Origin of the sequence: Enorma phocaeensis, assembly GCF_016901575.1 — a bacterium.
Lineage (GTDB): Bacteria > Actinomycetota > Coriobacteriia > Coriobacteriales > Coriobacteriaceae > Limicola > Limicola phocaeensis_A.
Window position 1 is genome coordinate 15,636 of the sequence record NZ_JACJKQ010000005.1, and the last position, 17,861, is coordinate 33,496.

Consider the following 17,861-nt stretch of genomic DNA (forward strand, 5'->3'; position numbering starts at 1 on the left):
ATCAGCAAAAGGATGCAAGGTGAAATCGAAACCTCGACCTCACAGTAGCTGACCCCTGCGGGTGCTCTCGGGGCGCGCGCACGGGGTTCTCCGGTGCGCAGGCGGGCACGGGTGCCGCGGCCTGACGCGCGTTCCAACAAGATCGTCCCGCTCAGGCGCGCATCGCCTGGGTGTCGAAGGAGCACCATGAACTATCTATCTGAGATGCTCAAGCTGCCCGTCATCGATTCGAACGGGGAAGAGCTCGGCGTCGTCAACGACTTGGGCATCGCAACCGGCGAGGTCTTTCCCCATGTGACCTCGCTCGCCTTTCAGGGTCCCGCCAAGACCCCGTTCATGATCTCGTGGCGAAAATACGTCGACCACTTTGACAACACGGGCGTTTACCTGAAGACCCCTCAGACCGATGTCCGCTTCTCCTACCTGCAGCCCGACGAGGTGCTGCTGGCGCGCGACATCATGAACAAGCAGATCGTCGACACGCAGGGCCTCAAGGTCGTCCGCGTAAACGACCTTAAACTCTCCGCCTCGGGCGAGAACCAGCTGCGTCTGCTTGGCGCCGAGGTCGGTGCCCGCGGCTTGCTGCGCGCCCTGCATCCTGCTCTCGAGCGCGTGGCGTCGCGCATCGCGAAGCTCGTGGGCAAACCCCTGCCCGAGCACATCATCGCCTGGTCGTACATGGACCTGCTCGAGCGCAGCACCCAGCAGATCAAGCTCTCGGTATCGCACAAGACGCTTGACGAGCTGCACCCTGCCGACATCGCCGACATCATCGAGCAGCTTGACCCGCGCCTGCGCGGCGAGGTCTTTGCCCAGCTCGACACCGCCCAGGCGGCAGAGGCCATCAGCGAGTTCGACGACGACGAGCTTGTCGCCGAGGTGCTCGAGGGCATGAGCGACCGCGACGCGTCGTCGATGCTGGCACTCATGGACCCCGATGACGCCGTCGCCCTCATCGAGGAGCTCGACTACGAAAAGGCCGAGAAGCTCCTGCGCCTCATGGGCGTCAAGGAGGAGCGTGCCATCCGCAACCTGCTTGGATACGAGGAAGATACCGCCGGCCGCATCATGACCTCGGAGTTTGTGGCCCTGCCGGCGACGGCGACCGTCGCCGATGCCATCGAGGGCCTCCGCAAGCTCGACGAGGACTTCGAGAGCGTCTACTACGTCTACACCACCGATCCCACCGGCGCCCTCACGGGCGTGCTCTCGCTGCGCACGCTCATCGTCGCCGACCACGACGCCCGCCTGGACAGCCTTGCCTACCGAGACGTGGTGTGGGTGGCGCCCGACGTCGACCAGGAAGACGTCGCCGAGGAGATGTCGAAGTACAACCTTGCCGCCATGCCGGTGTGCGACGAGAACCGTCATATCCTGGGCATCGTCACGGTGGACGACGCCATGGAGGTCATGAGCGAGGAGCACCAGGAAGACCTCCAGATCGCGGGCATGAGCTCTGGCGAGGGCGCGACGAGCGGCGAGTCGCTCCACGTGTTGTCATGGTTTGCCCACCGGCAGTACTGGCTGCTTGTATGGGCTGTCGCCTCGGGCATCGTGGCTGCGGTCCTGCAGTGGATGGGGGGCTTCGGCTCCTACTTCATCTATCCCATGTGCGTGATGCCCGCCGTGCTCATCGCATCGAGCCGAGCGGTGTCCTTCGTGCGGAACTTCTATCTCGAGTACGACGAATCCGATGACGAGGACGGTCCCTACCTGGGATTTTTCGTGCAGACAACGCTGGTCGGCCTCATCAGTGCCGTCGTGATCTATCTGTGCGGCCAGCTGGTCTTGGGGGCCGCCTATCCCGACGAGGTGCTTTCGCAGATCAGCCCGCTTGCCCTGCCCTGGCAGGACACGGGGCTGGCCGACGCCTCGGCCCTTTCGGCCTGGGCGCTCTCCGCGTGCTTCGCCTGCGCCGCCGCGGTGACGTTCGTGAGCTGCGCCGCTTCGGTGATATATCTCAAGATTCTCTTTTGGCGCGACGAGCACGACCGCAACACCTCGGGGACGGCCCTCAACGTCTCGGCGCTGCTCATCGCCTGCGTCCTGTATTCGGCGGCCTCCACGCTCGCCATCTTCTGGCTGCTTGCCTAAGGCGTGAGCAGGCATGAAGGGGGATCATTCCAAACTCACGGCCGCCGCCGTGCTGGGGGCCATGGGGCCTGGGCTTTTGGCGGCGTTGTCAGGTAACGACGCGGGCGGCATCGCCACGTATTCGAGCGCGGGGGCGAGCTATGGGTATCAGACCCTATGGATCCTGCCCATCATGGCGCTGCTGCTCATCGTGGTCCAAGAGACCGCGGCACGCTGTGGCTGCGTGACCGGCAAGGGGTTCGCCTCGCTCATCCGCGAGCGCTTCGGCGTGCGCCTGAGCGCCTTTGCCATGGGGGCGCTCCTGATCGCCAACACCGCCGTGACCATTTCCGAGTTTGCGGGCATCGCGAGCGGCCTGGCGCTCTTTGGCGTGCCTAAGACCATCTCGGTGCCGCTCATGGCCCTCGTCATCTGGCTGCTCACCATGTCTGGGAGCTTCAAGCGCATCGAAAAGGTACTCCTGGTGGTGAGCTGCGTGTTTGTGACCTATGTGGTCGCGGCTTTTCTTGCCGGGCCCTCGTGGGGCCAGGTTGTCGCCGCGACCGTCTCGCCGCACGCCGTCGCCGAGCCCGAGTATGTGTCGCTGCTTGTCGCGACGATCGGCACCACCATCGCCCCATGGATGATTTTTCTCGCCCAGAACAACGTGGTGGATAAAAACGTCGACGAGTCGGGCATCGTGCTTCAGCGCATCGATACCGTGACGGGGTCGGTCATCGCCTGCGCCATCGCCTGGTTCATCATCGTTACCACGGGCACCGTGCTCCACCCGGCAGGCATCGAGGTCTCCGACGCCGCGGACGCGGCGCTGGCGCTCGAGCCCATCGCGGGGGAGTTCTCGACCATCCTGTTTTCTGCCGGCCTTGTTGCGGCGAGCTTTCTCGCCGCCTGTGTGCTGCCGGGCGTCACCTCGTCGGCGATCTGTGAGGCATTTGGGTGGGAGCGCGGCGCCGACCGCACCTGGGAAGAGGCGCCCACCTATCGCGGCATCATAACGGGCGTCATCATGCTTTCCGGCATCTTGGTCATCCTGCCCGGTGTAGACCTTTTTGAAATCATGATGAGCGCGCAGGTGATCAACGGCGTGCTTTTGCCCGTGCTGCTCGTGTTTTTGGTGCTCGTGGCGCGCGACCGCCGCATCATGGGCGAATATCGCAACGGGCGGCTGTGGAACGTGCTCACCTGGGTGACCATCGTGCTCATCACCGTGCTCACCATATGCATGTTCGCGCTTCAGATGCTTGGGTTTTAACGGTTTCTGCCTCGGCCCGTTTCGCGCTTCGGAGCGCCCGGCGGGTGGGTTCGCGCCACGCGCTCTGCTATGCTTGTCGGCAAGGACATACAGCGGGGAGATAGGAGTTCCCATGGAGGCATACAAGCAGGAGTTCATCGAGTTCATGGTCGAGTCCGACGTGCTCAAGTTTGGCGAGTTCACGCTCAAGAGCGGGCGCAAGTCACCGTTTTTCATGAACGCGGGCGCCTATGTGACGGGCCTGCAGCTCAAGAAGCTCGGCGAGTACTATGCGCGCGCCATCCATGACAACTTCGGCCTGGATTTCGACGTGCTGTTCGGGCCTGCCTATAAGGGCATCCCGCTTTCGGTCGTCACGGCAATCGCCATGCACGACCTCTATGGCAAGGAGGTCCGCTACTGCTCGAACCGCAAGGAGGTCAAAGACCACGGCGCAGACGCGGGCAATCTGCTTGGGTACGAGCTCTCCGACGGCGACCGCGTGGTGATGGTCGAGGACGTCACCACGTCGGGCAAGTCCATCGATGAGACCTATCCCATCGTGACCGGTGCGGCAAACGTCGAGATCAAGGGTCTCATCGTGTCGCTCAACCGCATGGAGGTGGGCAAGGGCGGCAAGGTGACCGCCCAACAGGAGATCACCGAGCGCTACGGCTTCCCGGTTGCCTCCATCGTGAGCATGGACGAGGTCGTCGAGCACCTGTATGGTCGCGAGGTCGCCGGTCGCGTGGTGATCGACGACGAGACTCGCGCGGCGCTCGATGCATATTACGAGCTCTACGGCGTGAAGTAGTGTGACATGGGGCCGACGAGACGGCTCGTGCGGCCCATGCGATCGGGGGGAGGACCCATGAAGAAGATCCTGCTGGTTCCGATTATGATGCTTGCCGCCTTGTGTTTGGTGGTGCTGCCCGGCTGCGGGGGGCCGTCGGTGGAAGACCTGATCCGCCAAGATCTCACCGAGCAGCTCGACGAGATCAAGCAGGGCGGGGACGACCTCATGGACGAGATCTCCGAAGCCTCGGGTGAGGACTTTGCGACGCTCGGCATCGACGCAAAGGAATTCGCGAAGTCCTATCTCGATGGCTTCGATTACTCGATCGGCGATATCACGGTCGAGGACAGGACCGCGACGGCCAAGGTGGACCTCACCATGAAGTCTCTCGGCGATATCCTCTCCGGGTTCCAGACGCAGTTTGCCGACAAGCTGAGCTCGCTCGACCTTGCCGCCCAGGCAGACGAGCAGGGGCTCTACACGATGGCGGGCGAGCTGCTCATGCAGGTGACGCAGGACACCGAGCCCAAGACGGTTACCATCGAGGTGCCCTACGAGAGCGATGACGAGGGCGTCTGGTCCGAAAGCGACGGCGCCGAGACGGCGATCCTCAACGCGATGATGTCGTAGGGCCCTGCTCGTCGTCGCGTCGAATGCGACAGGGGTGCCGCCTCTCAGGCGGCATGGGATTGCGCGCCGCCCGGGTGTTTCTCGGGCGGCGCGCTCATATGTAGGCGGCCAAGGTCTCAGAGCTGCCGCGGGATTGCAGCGGGCAGGCATCAGGGTGCGTCTGCCTGTGCCGCCGCGTCCCTTAGCAGCCGTTCTGCCACTGCTCGATGATCCATTCGGTGACCTCGTCGGATGTTGGAATCGATGCCTGCGCCCCCAGGCGCGACACCGCGAGCGCAGAGGCGCAGGTTGCCTCGCAGGCGGCGTCGATAAGCGGGAAGCCCAGCGAGCGCATGGCGGCGAACGCCCCGAGGTAGGTGTCTCCGGCTGCGGTGGTGTCGACGACCTCGACGGAGCGCGCGGGAAGCTGCGCGAACCCTTCTTCCGAGAGCATGGCGGATCCGCGATCTCCGAGGGTGATGACGGCCGCTCCGCCCGTCATGCGGCAGAGGGCTTCGAGCGCGCGCCTGGAGCTCGCCTCATCGACAGGGGCGATGCCGCAAACCTGCTCGCATTCGGTCTCGTTGAGACATACCAGGTCGACCTCGCGCCAGGTCGGTGCTGGCAGGCTGCAGGCGGGCGCCGGATTGAAGATGGTGTACATGCCGCGACGATGCGCGTGCTCGATGGCGGCGGCGGTCGCATCGAGGTCGCATTCGCCCTGCGCCAAGAAGACGCTGCCCACGCAGGCGTCGCCGCGTTCAAAGAGCGCGTCGACGGCTCTGCATGCCTGTGCCGGAGAAAGGGCGGTGTTGGCTCCCGCCGACAGCACGATGCGATTGTCCCCGTCGCTTCGAAGGATGATGGCGACTCCGGTCGAGGTGTCCTCACGGCGCTCGACGCATGCGCAGCCGATGCCGTCGCCCTCGAGCCCGGCGACAAGGGCATCGCCGAAGACGTCGGCACCGACAGCGCCCACCATATGCACCACGGCGCCCATGCGCGCCGCCGCGACCGCCTGGTTGGCGCCTTTGCCGCCGGCTCCCGAGATGAAGTCATGGCCATGGAGGGTCTCGCCCGTGCGCGGCACGCGTTCACAGGCTACGGAGAGGTCTTGGTTTATGCTGCCAAACACGACGACGGTGCGCCCGTCGCGCAGCATCTCTTTGTCTTGCTCGTCCATAGAGGCCTCCTTGGATGGTCCTTCGATTTTCATGGTACCCAACCGGCTCGGCATCGGAGGTCGACAAGATGCTGACAGATATGGAGGACTTATCTCGGCCTGAAGGGGCATCTGTGTGCTGGGGCATGCCTAGCACGCAAAGGCGCTGGTGATGGCCTTGCGTCCAGGGTCTAGCCTACTGCTCCTTCCAGCGCTCCTTCGCAACGCGGGCGCCCACAGGTACAATAAGAAACGTCTATGGAACCACTGAAACGCAGCTTATTGGATGCAGCATGAGCACTCCTTTTGATATGAACGACGCCACGAACACCTCCGCGCGCCAGCGTTCCGTTCCCGGTGCCGCCGCACGCCCGGGCGTGACCGGCTCCTGGCGGGTGCCGATGCCGGCGGAGGGTGAACAGGGCGTCCAGGCGGATCCTTCGCCCCGTCCGGCAGCCCGCCCTGCCGCCTCCTCTTCACAGGGCGCGCCCGAAGCGATCTCGAACAACCGGGCCCAGGCGGGTGCGCGCGTCGCGCAGCGGCCCGAGCACGCCTCTGCACAGGAGGCCCGACGCCACGCCGGGGACGCGCGGCCTCGGACGGGAGGCCCCCGTGGCGCTGCGCCGCAGGCGGGCGCCGCGCGGCGGAGGGTCGCCGCGGACGCTTCGAGCGGGCGCCGCGCCTCCGCTCCTGCGGGAGCGTCGCGTCAGGCGCGGGCGGCCCAGGGCGGAGCCCGCGGGCCGGCTGGCCCGGGGATGGGTGCGGCCCAGGCGGTATCAAACGCTCGGCCGCGTTCGCGCTACATTCCTGCGCTTGACGGCATTCGCACCTTTGCCGTGATCGCGGTGGTGCTCTATCACCTCAATCTCACCTGGGCGCAGGGCGGCCTTCTGGGCGTCACCATCTTCTTCGTGCTGTCGGGCTACCTCATCACGCGGCTGCTTCTCAACGAGTTCTCGCAGACGGGGCGCATCGACCTGAAGAACTTTTGGCTGCGTCGCGTGCGGCGACTCGTTCCTGCCATCGTGACGGTGGTCTTGGTCACCTGCGCGCTCTGCACCATCTTCAACCATGTGATGCTCACCAAGATGCGTCCGGACATTCTGCCGTCGCTGCTGTTCTTCAACAACTGGTGGCAGATCATCCAGAACGTGTCCTATTTCGACGCGCTCGGCGACCCGTCTCCGCTCACGCACTTTTGGTCTCTCGCCATCGAGGAGCAGTTCTATCTGGTGTGGCCCCCGGTGCTGTTCTTGCTGCTGCACCTAGGGATCAAGAAGCGCCCGCTCAGGCGTGTGGTGCTTGGGCTCGCCGCGGTCTCCGCGTTGGCCATGGCGCTGCTGTACAACCCCGCCGTGGATCCGAGCCGCCTGTACTATGGCACCGATACCCGCGTGTTCTCGCTGCTCCTGGGCGCGTGGCTGGCGTTTATCCCCGAAGGCTCCATGCACCCGCGCGAGCTCGCGAGGCTCTTGGGGCTCTCGAGACTGCTTCCCGGCAAGGACGAGAAGGCGGCTGCAGCCGACGGCGCCGTCGAGGCTTCGCTTCCGACAGACGGCTCGTCTGCGGTGCGCGAGAAGGCCCCCGCTTCGGGAGCGCTTGCCGCCCTGTCTCGCCACGCGGTCGACATCATCGGCCTGACCGGCCTTGCGGGGCTCGTCCTCATGGTGGTCTTCACCAATGGCTACACCGCCTTCCAGTATCAGGGTGGCACGCTTCTGTGCTCCGTGTTCACGGTCATGCTCATCATGGCCGCGGTGCAGCCCGAGGGCATGGTTGCGCGGGCGTTCTCGTTTGCCCCGCTTGTGTGGCTGGGCAAGCGCTCCTACAGCATCTATCTGTGGCACTACCCGCTGCTGCTGCTCATGAACCCGGTCGCCGACGTCAACGACACGCCGTGGTGGCTCATGATCATCCAGGTGCTCGTGGTGCTCGCCGCGGCGGAGTTCTCGTATCGCTTTATCGAGACCCCGTTCCGCAAGGGCGCCCTCGGCAAGGTCATAGCCCGTGTCCGTGCCGGCAAGGTGAGCGTCCCTGCCCTCGTGCGGACGCGGCCCGTGCCCGTGGCCGCCGCAGCGGCGGTGGCGCTCGTTGCAGCGGGCGGTCTCATCTTCGTGCCCAATACCTCCGCCTTGAGCGACGAGGGCGCGGCCCTGCTCACCCAGGGCGGTGCCGTGGGGACCCAGGGTGGCGCCGAGCAGCCCTCGGGGGAGGGCACGCCCGCTGCCGACGGCGAGAAGGATACGGGCGACGGCGATTTCCCCGCAGGCTCCTACGACATCGTCATGATCGGTGACTCGGTATCGCTGCGCGCTGTGGATACGTTTGGCTCGACCTTCCCCCACGGACATATCGATGCAGCGAAGAGCCGCCAGTTCTCGGCCGGCATCGAGGCGTATCGCAGCTATGTCGACCAGAACCTGGCGGGCAAGGTCGCCGTGTTCGCGCTCGGCACAAACGGCCTTGTGACCGACGAGCAGATCGATGAGCTCATGTCCCTTGTGGGTGATAAGCGCAAGGCGGTGTTTGTGAACACGCGCAGCCCGCAGCCATGGGTCGGCGCCACCAACGAGGCGATCGGGCGTGCGCCCGAACGTTATCAGAACGCGTCTGTCGTTGACTGGTATGGGTACAGCGCTGGTCGCAACGACCTCTTTGACGGCGACGGCACGCACCTGAATAGCCAGGGCGCGCAGGAGTACATCAACCTGATCTATAACGCGGTGAAAGACGACCTGCCCGTTCATCCTGAGGACCATGTGGACGACCCGCAGCCTCAGGCGGCGCGCAGCGCGGCCGAAAAGCTCGCTCAGTCCCTGTCGTCTGGCTTTGCCCCGCATGCGCTCAATCCCAAAGAAGAGGGCTCTGCGGTATAGCGCGCTCATGATCGACGGCGGCATCCTGCGGGATGCCGCCGTTTTTTATCGAGGGCCTTCCCGCTTGCGATGTGGTTCTGTTCTATGAGCACGTTGGGTGGCGCATGGTCTCGTCTTGCCGGCGCGTGTGGAGGCGGGGCTACGAAGACCGGACGATGTCCACGACCTCGCTTGCGCTGTGGGCGATGTAATCCGCTCCCGCCGCCTCGAGCTCGCCGCTTCCGCGGAAGCCCCATGCTGCTCCCGCTACGACAAGTCCCGCGTTGTGGCCGGTCTGCACGTCTACGTTGCTGTCGCCCACATAGAGCGTCGTGGACGGGTCTGCCCCCAGCTGTTCCATAACGTGCAACGTAATCGGTGCGGCGGGTTTGGGCGGGAAGGCGTCGACGCGTCCTTGGGCGAGCGCGAACCTGTCACCGAAGTAGCTCTGGACAAGCGGCGCCACGGCGCCGTGGTCCTTGTTTGAAAGAACCGCAAGGGTGAGCCCGGCGGCGAGCATGTCGTCCAGCATGTCGAGCACGCCCGGGTAGGGGTGCGTGTGATCCTCTTTATGGGCGGCGTAGTAGGCCGAGAACTCGGCAAATACCTGCGAGAATACGGCGTCGTCGCCTGCGAACTCGGCAGGGATGATCCGCTCCATGAGCTTGGGCATGCCGTTGCCGACCTTATAGCGGTAGGCGTCGATCTCGAACGTGGGCCAGCCGTGGCCAGCACATACGTGGTTGCATGAGAGCGCTAGGTCCGCAAGGGTGTCGAGCAGCGTTCCGTCGAGGTCAAAGATGACATGGGTGAAGGACATAGGGCTCCTCGTAGTTCTGTGGCACGGCGCGCCTATTGTCTCACCTTTGCGCGTGGGGCGCCACGTCAGGGTCCTCCCATCCGTGCGCCATACCGCAGGCATGCTGCTTGATTCAATACGGATGGTTGAAGGCGCCTCTTTATGCATTAAGCTCGGCGTTGTCGACAGCACAAGAAAAATCACTTCGCTTTTCCTACATTTTGCGGGCACCTGCTAAGTAGACAGAAACAGCGCAATGCTTCCACCTGGGGTTTTATCGACGCCACATGGCTGCCTACTCGAGGGGCAGGGCAAAAATGTCGGAAAAGCGAAACGAATTGTTTCTGGAGCATCGCGAAGGCCGTCGAGGGTACCCGGCGGCCTCGATAGGGTCCCTGAGACGGAGCGGCGCCTAGCCCAGGTCGTGGGTGAAGGCACGCAGGAATTCTTCAAAGGTGTCCGTCTGCATGAGGCGCATGGTGTCGTCGACCGACGAGAAGAGCTCGATGATGATGTCGAGCACGTCGCGGAAATACCCCATGTCCTCGCGTGCGATGCCAATGAGCAGCACGAAGTTCACGTCGTGGCGGCCCCAAGGTATGGATGTGTCATTGTGGAGCACCGCGATAAAGGAGCGAGCGGCATAGGTGTCGATCGAATGCGGGATGGCAAGGCGCTCGGTAAAGGCGGTCGACGAGATGCGCTCGCGCAGGTGGACGTCGCGTATGAAGTCCTCGTCGGCGAACTCGCCGGCAATGCAGAGCGACCCGAGGTAGTCGATATAGGCGTCCGGGCCGCCCTGGAGTTGGACGTTGCGGGCGAACAGCTCGGGCTGCAGCACGTGCCTGAGGAGCCGGTGCGCCTGGCCGCGGCGTTTTGCCTCCAATACCCCCGCGACCTTGGTCCGGATCTTTCGTTGGCTTCGGGGATGGGGCACCCGAAGGCATCCTCGAAGTATCGCGAGAACTCGTCGGCGCAGCGCCTGATCTCGTCGCGCTGGGCGAAGTCTCCCAACAGTCCGGTGGCGTCGATGGAGTCGTCATGGTCGCCGAGCTCGTTGTTGGACTTCAAGCGGATGATGATCACCAGGATGTGGAGCAGCAGGTTGGAGAGCGCGTAGTCGCGGCGGGTGTCGCGGACGCTCTTCTGCGGCGCCTGGGCGCCCCCTGCCGGATGCGTGTTGGCGGGCAAAGAACGGGATTCGTCCTCGGGCGTTGCCGTGCGGCTGCGCTCAAGCCGGTATCCCTCTTTCGACGAGGCGACACGCTGCCCGCCGCCCCGATTAATCTCTGCGATGTAGTTGCGCACCGTGCGCTCGCTCGTATTGAGCATCTTTGCGAGCACGGCTGAAGACACCCATGAATTCGCGCGCTCAAGGATGTAGACCAACCGATTGATGCGGTCCTGCTTCGCAGATGCCATGCCTGTCCCTCGTCCGTCCGTGCCAGAGGCCGACGCCCTGCCCTGTGGCGGCCGCCTGGTCGTGCGCGCCTGTCAGCGCGGTCCGGCGTATCTACAGCGATACAAGCATCCTTGGTGTCCCTGGGGCGCGGTGCCATGGTGGGGGCATCGAGCACGGGTATGGAGCCGCTGTTTTTGCAGCTTGGCGTAACCGTTGTGCTCGTGGCATTCTGCTGGCTGCGCCTCCACGAGCTCGTGAGGGCGCGATAGGCCATGTCGCTCGACATGGGCGGGATCATCTCACAGATGGGGGTGGTCTCCCTTCCGATTCTCTTGGGGTATGTCCTGCACCGCCTCGGTATTCTCGGCGGCGAGTTCGATCGGAGGCTTACCACCCTCGTGCTCGACATCGCGCTGCTGTATGCGGTGATCGCAAGCGTTCTCGGCAACGTCTTTATGTTTACCGTCGGCGCGGGCATGTTTCGCACGCGCGGTCTCGCTCGGGCGGCGGATGCCGGGACGAGGCCTCGCGCCGGGCGTGCTCGTCGGCTTGCCTCGGTGCTGGCGAGCCTGAAGACCCCGACGATCGTCGCGGGCGTGGCGACGCTGGTGTTGGCTCTTGTGGGGGTGAGCGACCTGGGGATCGTCGGCAGCGCGATGTCGGTGGTGGGGCAGATGTCGACGCCTGCCGCGCTGCTGATCGTCGGCTCCTCGCTTGCCCAGTACGACCCTCTCGAGATGGTCAGCAATCCTCATTCCTATGTGGCGGTGGCATTTCGCCTGCTCGGTATTCCCCTTGCGAGTTTGTTGGCGCTGCGCCTGCTCGGCGCGGAGAGCCTTGCGACTGCCGTTATCGTTTTGGAATGCGCCATGCCCGTCGCAACGAACGGAACGCTCTATTGCGTGCAGAGCGGCATGGATGCATCGCCTATGATGCAGGTGACGTTTCTGAGCATCGCCGGCTCTATTGCGACGGTTCCCCTGGTTGCCCTTGGCATGTAGGCGCGCGGACGTGTCGCGCGGAGGGGCAGCTCGGCTTTTTGTTTGGCGTGCCTGCCAACAAGCTTGTCTATCGCGTTCATTTATACAAGGTTATCCAATAACCTTGTCTATCTATGCTTTAAACGCGAGGTTATGATGGGCTTCTACGAGACCGAGTACTGGTTGAACGATACATGGGGCTATCGGAGACGCGATCGCATGTCGGGCGCGTACCACCCTTACGTCCCTGATTCTCTCACTGGTCTGCAGATCTCCCTGCGGCCGGCGACGGCCGCGGCGGTGGCGTCGGCGCAATCGGATGTCGAACTGCCCGATGCCGAGGCGAAGCATATGCATCGCATCGAGCCCCTCGCGCGCCTGCGCCAGCAGCAGGGGGAGTAGCAGCCGCCAGGCTCAGGCGACCGATTCGCTCAGCAAGGTGATGAACCGGTCAATGGGGGCGGGCCGCCGTCTTCGCGCAGCCAGACGCCAAACGAGACCGGATCGATCGATCCTCACCATCCCCGTGGTTTCGGTGCTGCTTGGCGCCTGCTAGCAGATCCTCGGCAGCTGCTCGCCTACGAGCATGTCGAGGATGCGCGTAGAGCCCCAGGGGGTGCGCACGAGCACGCGCGGCCTTGCCGCGGGAGCAAGCTCGCTCACGCGTCCGATGATCGCGGCGTTCTCGCCATAGCGGCTTGCGCGCATCGCCTCAAGTGCTGCGTCCGCCTCGTCAGCCGGCACGACGGCGACCATCTTGCCCTCGTTGGCGACCTGCAGGGGGTCGTAGCCAAGCATCTCGCATGCCGCTTGAACCTGCGGCAGCACAGGGACGGCGTCCTCGTCGACCTCGATCTCCACATTGCTCGCCGCGGCAAACTCGTTCAGCGTGCTCGCGAGGCCGCCGCGCGTTGGGTCGCGGAAGCAGCGCGTGCGGGGAGCGGCGGTGAGGACGGCGGCGATGAGATGGTTGAGGGGCGCCGCGTCGCTCTCGATGGTGGTCGAGAACGCAAGGCCTTCGCGCTGGCTCATGACCGCAATGCCGTGGTCGCCCAGCGTTCCCGAGACGAGGACGACGTCTCCCGGTCGGCACGCGCCGCCAGAGAGTTCCACGCCCTCGGGCACCTCGCCCACGCCCGCCGTGTTGATATAGACGCCGTCGACCCCGCCGCGTTCGACCACCTTGGTGTCTCCCGTGATGATGCGAACGCCCGCCTCCTCGGCGGTCTTCGCCATGCTGGAGCAGATGCGCAAGAGGTCGCCCATGGGGAAGCCCTCTTCAAGGATGAAGCCGCACGAGAGATAACGGACGTGCGCCCCCGAAGTCGCGACGTCGTTTACTGTGCCGCACACCGCTAGGCGGCCGATGTCGCCGCCGGGGAAGAACCGCGGAGTCACCACGAAGCTGTCGGTGGACATGGCGATGCGGCCGGTGGGGGCGAGCTCGGCGACGCCGGAGTCGTTGCCGACAAGCAGCTCAGGCGAGCCAAACGCCTCAAGAAAGACCTCGTCGATAAGGCGCTTCATCATCTGCCCGCCCGAGCCGTGGCCCAGAAGAACGGTGTTGTCGGTTACCATGTGCGTCTCCTTTGTCGTCGCGCATGTGCGCTGTGCCCTGGATGCGTCCGGTCTATGCGCGATAGCGGAAGTATGCCGCGCAGCTGCCTTCGCTCGAGACCATGCAGGGGCCTATCGGGTGCTCGGGTGTGCAGGCGCGCCCGAAAAGCGGGCAAGAGGTAGGCGCGATCGCCCCGCGCAAGACGTCTCCGCAGCGGCAGCCGCGCTGCTCCTGTGTGGGCTCGATCTCGACGTCGAAGCGCCGGCGCGCATCGAAGCGGGCGTATTCGTCACGGATGGCGAGCCCCGACGACGGCAGCGTGCCGAGCCCGCGCCAGGTGGCGTCGCAGGTCTCAAAAACGCGGTCGACCATGGCGCGTGCCACGGGATTTCCCTCGGCGTTGACGCCGCGGCGATAGGCGTTCTCTATCGCCGGCTTCCCGCCGCGCGCCATCTCTGCCAGCAGCAGGATGCTCTCCAGAATGTCCACGGGCTCAAAGCCGGTGACCACGCCGGGGATAGAGAACTCGTCGACCAAGAACCGATAGGGGGCGAGCCCCGTGATGGTGGAAACGTGCCCCGGCAATATGAAGCCGTCGATACGGGTCTCGGGGTCGTCGGCAATGGCGCGCAGGGCGGGAGGGGTCATCTTGTGCGCGCTCATGACCGAGAAGTTGGCAAGGCCTCGCGCCGCCGCGTCCAAGATGGTTGCCGCAATGGTGGGCGTGGTGGTTTCAAAGCCTACGCCGACAAAGATGACGTCGAGTCCGGGGTTGTCCTGGGCGAGTCGCACGGCGTCGAGCGGAGAGTACACGATGCGCACGTCGTGCCCCGCCGCCTTCTGCGCGGCGAGCGAACTCGTCGAGCCGGGCACGCGCATCATGTCGCCAAAGGTCGCTATGACCACGCCGTCCAGCTTTGCAAGGGCGATGATATGGTCGATGTCCCGATTGGCGGTCACGCAGACCGGGCAGCCCGGGCCGGAAAGCAGATGGAGCCCGGGGGGCATGATCGAGCGGAAGCCATAGCGGCCGATGCTCATGGTGTGGGTCCCGCAGACCTCCATGAGGTTGAGCTCACGGTCTCCCACGACCGATGCGATGCGGTCGATGAGCTCGCGCGCAAGGGCGGGGTCGCGGAAGGCGCCAAGGTCTATGGCGCGCGGCGAGATGTCCTGCGTGTCGCAGGCGCCGCGATGTCGGCTCGAGTGCGGCCCCGTGCCGTGAGAGCCCCTGTCCGTCATGCCAGGGCTCCGGCCTGGGCGGCGGCCTGGGCGGGCTCTGCTTGAGGGACGCCGCCGTCCGCTACGGCTTCTGCCGCGCTTCCAAAGGGCACGACGCCCTCGAGCTCTTCGCCCACCAGCTCGGGGATCTCCTGGAAGATCTCAAGCGTGAGGCGCGCCTCCTCGGGGTCGATCACCTGAATGCCAAATCCGGCATGGACAAGCACATAGTCGCCCACCTTGGCGTCTGGGGTAAGTGCGACCGAGATGTCGCGCTGCACGCCCAGCATGTCGACGGTGGCGGTTGCGTCATCGCGCAGGGCGACGATCGTTCCTGGAACGGCAAGGCACATGAGCGATCCTTCTTCTTGTGGCGGGCGTGCGCTGCGATCTGCGCCGCCGCCCGCATCATTTTTCCCAACGATAGTACCGCTCGCACACCATGTGGGCAAATGCCCGGGGATCCTAGCGGGCAATCTCCTGTCCGCGCGTGGCGGCGAGCCGTGCGCGGGCGACGGCCGCCTGGCCAAAGGATATGCAGCCGTCGTTTGTGGGGACGAGCTGCGGCACGAGCGGCCGCAGCCCCTCGGCGCGCAGGAGCGTCGCGGTCTCTTGCAGGAGCATGCGATTCATGAAGACGCCGCCGGAAAGCACAGCATGGGAGACCTGCTCGCGGGCGGCTATGTCTCGGGCCAGCGACGATGTCAGGCGCGCGACGGCATGGTGCACGCGACGGGCGATGACCTCGCGCGCCTCGCCGCGGGCAAGGTCTGAGAGGGCGGCGTCGAGCATGGGCGCGGGGTCGATCTCTATGCATCGGGGGGCAGCCGCCTCGTTCACAAGCGCCCTGCGCCGACGCGTCGGCTCGTCGGGCGTCTTTGTGGGCACGACATGCAGGTCAAAGCGATAGCCTTCGCCCGGCTCGCAGGATGCCCCGCGCCATGCCGCCGCCTCAAGCTCAATGGCGGGCTCGCCCTCGTAGGTCGCGATGCCGCATACGCCCAGCAGCGCCGCCACGGCGTCAAGGAGGCGCCCCATGCTGCTGTTCTGCGGGCTGTTGATGCCGCGCTCGATCATGGTCGAGGTGATGGAGCGCTCCTGGTCGGTCATGGTGCCGAGCAGCAGGGATGCGCCCGGGTGCTCGAGCAGTCCGCAGCGCATGAGCAGCGAGAAGGCGTTTCGCCGGGCGTCGCGCACGCTCGTGGCGCCGCCGGGGAGCGGCCAGGGGGTAAGATGCGCGAGGCGGCTGAAGCCCTGGAGGTCTGCGAGCAGCAGCTCTCCGCCCCAGATGGTGCCGTCTGTTCCCGCGCCGGTGCCGTCGAAGGCAATGCCCAGCACGCGCTCTTCGGGAGCAAGCGCTCCCGTGGCGACGGACTCCGCCATGACGGATGCGACATGCGCGTGGTGATGCTGCACTTCGATGATTGGAAGGGCGTGGGATGCCGCCTCGGAGCGAGCCCATTGGCTGGCGAGATAGGTTGGGTGCAGGTCGCAGGCGAAGGCGGACGGCTGCAGGTCGAAGAGGTCTTCAAAGCGGTGGAGGGCGCCTTGCCACGCGTCGAACGTCGCGGCGTTCTCGATGTCGCCGATATGTTGGGAGACGAAGCACGAGGCGGTGCCGTCTGGACGCTCGCGCGTGAGGGCGAGCGTCGCCTTTTGCTCGGGGCCGCAGGCGAGAATCGATGGCAGGCCTCCGTCGGCGGTACCGAGCGGGACGCCGGGCAGCTCGAGCGGCCGCGGGGCAAAGCCGCGCGCCCGACGCACCGGTGCGACGAGCTTGTCCATCACGCGTGCCACCGAGTCGTCATAGCGCGAGAGGATCGCGCGGTCGTTGCCCAGCAGGGCGTCGGCGAGACCTCCTTCTACCAGGTGTTTCCAGGCAAGGGCGTCATCGGTCTCGATGGGCTCCTCGCTCACGTTGCCGCTCGTCATGACGAGGGTACGGACGCCCCGGCTCGCGCAGGCTGCGAGCAGCAGATGTTGAAGCGGCGTATAGGGAAGCATGACGCCCAGCTCCGGAAGGTCGAAGGCGACCGCGGGGGCGACGTGCGCCCTGCGGTCGCTGCACGCCCCGTTGGCGGCGCGCACCCTGCCGGCGGCGCATGCCCGGTCGGCATCGGCACACTCCTCTAAGGGGCCCCCGGGGGAGGGGGCGGCGGTCCTTCCCACGCGAGGGGCGTCGAGGGCCCTTCTGCGCAGCAGGACGATGGGCCGGACGGTGCCCTCGAGCAGCTCGCGCTCGGCGCGCCCCACGTGGCAGAGCTCCTCGGCGTCATCGATGCCGCCGACCATGACGGCGAGCGGCTTGTTGCTGCGGCGCTTGCGGCGGCGCAGCTCGCGCACGGCATCGTCGTTGCCGGCGTCGCAGGCCAGGTGAAAGCCTCCCAAGCCCTTGATCGCCACGACGCCGCCTTGGGCGATGAGTTCGGCGCAACGGCCGATGATGGCATCGCTTTCTTCGAGCGTCCGCCCTGCGGCAGGCGCTTGGTTTTCGCCCGACTTCTCGCGCCAGGTGATGTGCGGCCCGCACTCAAAGCAGGCGTCGGGCTGCGCGTGGAAGCGCCGGTCAAGGGGATCGGCGTATTCGGCCGCGCAGGCGTCGCACATGGGAAAGGCATCCATGGAGGTCGCAGGGCGATCGTAGGGCAGCGACCGGATGATGGTGAAGCGCGGCCCGCAGTTCGTGCAGTTGATAAACGGGTAATGATACCGTCGGTCTGCGGGGTCGAAGAGCTCGTGCAGGCAGTCGGCGCAGGTGGCGATGTCCGGTGAGACGAGGGTGGTGCGCTCGGTGCTTTCGTCGGAGGCGATGATGCGAAAGAGGGGGCGCGCCTGCCGGTCGCCATCGAACGGCTTCGTTGTCGCGTCGGCAGGGGTGCCGCCCGCATGCTTGCCGGCATCGCCTCGCGGGGCAAGCTGCTCCACCAGCACGTCCTCGATGCGTGCCGCTGCCGGCGCGTCGTCGCGAAGGGCGGCGACAAAGGCGTCGAGCGCGCGGTCGTCGGCGACATGGGCCTCGATATGCACCCCGTCTCCGGCGTTGAGCACCCAGCCCGCGACGCCGCGCTCCACCGCCTCGCGATACACGAACGGGCGCATGCCCACGCCCTGGACGATGCCTGTGATGTGGATGCGCGCGTCTCTCATCGTGCGG

Annotated in this window: 15 protein-coding genes and 1 pseudogene; 8 read left to right on the forward strand and 8 right to left on the reverse strand. The window is 65.6% G+C overall.

The annotated features are described in order from the left end of the window. The first annotated feature begins 186 nt into the window (after positions 1-186). The 4 genes from H6A15_RS04910 to H6A15_RS04925 all read left to right on the forward strand — a co-directional run bounded on the left by H6A15_RS04910 (position 187) and on the right by H6A15_RS04925 (position 4,751). A complete protein-coding gene (locus tag H6A15_RS04910) occupies positions 187-2,094 on the forward strand; it encodes a magnesium transporter MgtE N-terminal domain-containing protein (RefSeq protein WP_204672644.1) in 1,908 nt (635 codons plus the stop codon). Between the two features lie 13 nt (positions 2,095-2,107). Then, complete coding sequence (locus tag H6A15_RS04915; RefSeq protein ID WP_204672645.1) at positions 2,108-3,346, forward strand: Nramp family divalent metal transporter; 1,239 nt, start codon at positions 2,108-2,110, stop codon at positions 3,344-3,346. A 112-nt stretch (positions 3,347-3,458) separates the two neighbouring features. After that, entirely contained in the window at positions 3,459-4,139 is a 681-nt protein-coding gene (pyrE, locus tag H6A15_RS04920; RefSeq protein WP_204672646.1) for an orotate phosphoribosyltransferase, read from the forward strand. 57 nt (positions 4,140-4,196) lie between these two features. Then, entirely contained in the window at positions 4,197-4,751 is a 555-nt protein-coding gene (locus H6A15_RS04925) for a hypothetical protein (RefSeq protein WP_204672647.1), read from the forward strand. Between the two features lie 181 nt (positions 4,752-4,932). Here H6A15_RS04925 and H6A15_RS04930 read toward each other — a convergent pair whose 3' ends face one another. Next, entirely contained in the window at positions 4,933-5,913 is a 981-nt protein-coding gene (locus tag H6A15_RS04930; RefSeq protein WP_239462361.1) for a ribokinase, read from the reverse strand. A 272-nt stretch (positions 5,914-6,185) separates the two neighbouring features. Between H6A15_RS04930 and H6A15_RS04935 the strand changes: the two genes are divergently transcribed. After that, complete coding sequence (locus tag H6A15_RS04935; protein ID WP_239462362.1) at positions 6,186-8,768, forward strand: acyltransferase family protein; 2,583 nt, start codon at positions 6,186-6,188, stop codon at positions 8,766-8,768. 139 nt (positions 8,769-8,907) lie between these two features. On the opposite strand, the gene H6A15_RS04940 is transcribed toward H6A15_RS04935, so the two are convergent. Beyond that, positions 8,908-9,567: an HAD family hydrolase gene (locus tag H6A15_RS04940; RefSeq protein ID WP_204672648.1), complete on the reverse strand. Its 660-nt coding sequence runs from the start codon at positions 9,565-9,567 to the stop codon at positions 8,908-8,910. A 391-nt stretch (positions 9,568-9,958) separates the two neighbouring features. Continuing rightward, positions 9,959-10,387 (reverse strand): PTS sugar transporter subunit IIA, encoded by a 429-nt coding sequence (locus tag H6A15_RS04945; protein WP_204672649.1) that lies wholly within the window; start codon positions 10,385-10,387, stop codon positions 9,959-9,961. Positions 10,388-10,474: 87 nt separating this feature from the next. On the opposite strand from H6A15_RS04945, the gene H6A15_RS04950 reads away from it, so the two are divergent. Next, positions 10,475-10,666: a hypothetical protein gene (locus tag H6A15_RS04950; protein ID WP_204672650.1), complete on the forward strand. Its 192-nt coding sequence runs from the start codon at positions 10,475-10,477 to the stop codon at positions 10,664-10,666. A gap of 128 nt (positions 10,667-10,794) precedes the next feature. On the opposite strand, the pseudogene H6A15_RS10720 reads toward H6A15_RS04950, so the two are convergent. Then, a pseudogene (locus H6A15_RS10720) lies at positions 10,795-10,968 on the reverse strand (HTH domain-containing protein); the annotation flags it as partial. Between the two features lie 252 nt (positions 10,969-11,220). Between H6A15_RS10720 and H6A15_RS04960 the strand changes: the two are divergent. Then, complete coding sequence (locus H6A15_RS04960; protein ID WP_204672651.1) at positions 11,221-11,949, forward strand: AEC family transporter; 729 nt, start codon at positions 11,221-11,223, stop codon at positions 11,947-11,949. 135 nt (positions 11,950-12,084) lie between these two features. Further along, positions 12,085-12,330, forward strand: a complete 246-nt coding sequence (locus tag H6A15_RS04965; RefSeq protein ID WP_204672652.1) for a hypothetical protein — start codon at positions 12,085-12,087, stop codon at positions 12,328-12,330. Between the two features lie 150 nt (positions 12,331-12,480). Here H6A15_RS04965 and hypE read toward each other — a convergent pair whose 3' ends face one another. The 4 genes from hypE to H6A15_RS04985 form a co-directional block, all read right to left on the reverse strand. Further along, positions 12,481-13,506, reverse strand: a complete 1,026-nt coding sequence (hypE, locus tag H6A15_RS04970; RefSeq protein WP_204672653.1) for a hydrogenase expression/formation protein HypE — start codon at positions 13,504-13,506, stop codon at positions 12,481-12,483. Positions 13,507-13,558: 52 nt separating this feature from the next. Further along, a complete protein-coding gene (hypD, locus tag H6A15_RS04975; RefSeq protein WP_204672654.1) occupies positions 13,559-14,728 on the reverse strand; it encodes a hydrogenase formation protein HypD in 1,170 nt (389 codons plus the stop codon). Next, positions 14,725-15,060 (reverse strand): HypC/HybG/HupF family hydrogenase formation chaperone, encoded by a 336-nt coding sequence (locus tag H6A15_RS04980; RefSeq protein ID WP_204672655.1) that lies wholly within the window; start codon positions 15,058-15,060, stop codon positions 14,725-14,727. Before H6A15_RS04980 ends, hypD begins: the two co-directional genes overlap by 4 nt. A 112-nt stretch (positions 15,061-15,172) precedes the next feature. Beyond that, complete coding sequence (locus H6A15_RS04985; RefSeq protein WP_204672656.1) at positions 15,173-17,854, reverse strand: carbamoyltransferase HypF; 2,682 nt, start codon at positions 17,852-17,854, stop codon at positions 15,173-15,175. Between the last annotated feature and the right edge of the window lie 7 nt (positions 17,855-17,861).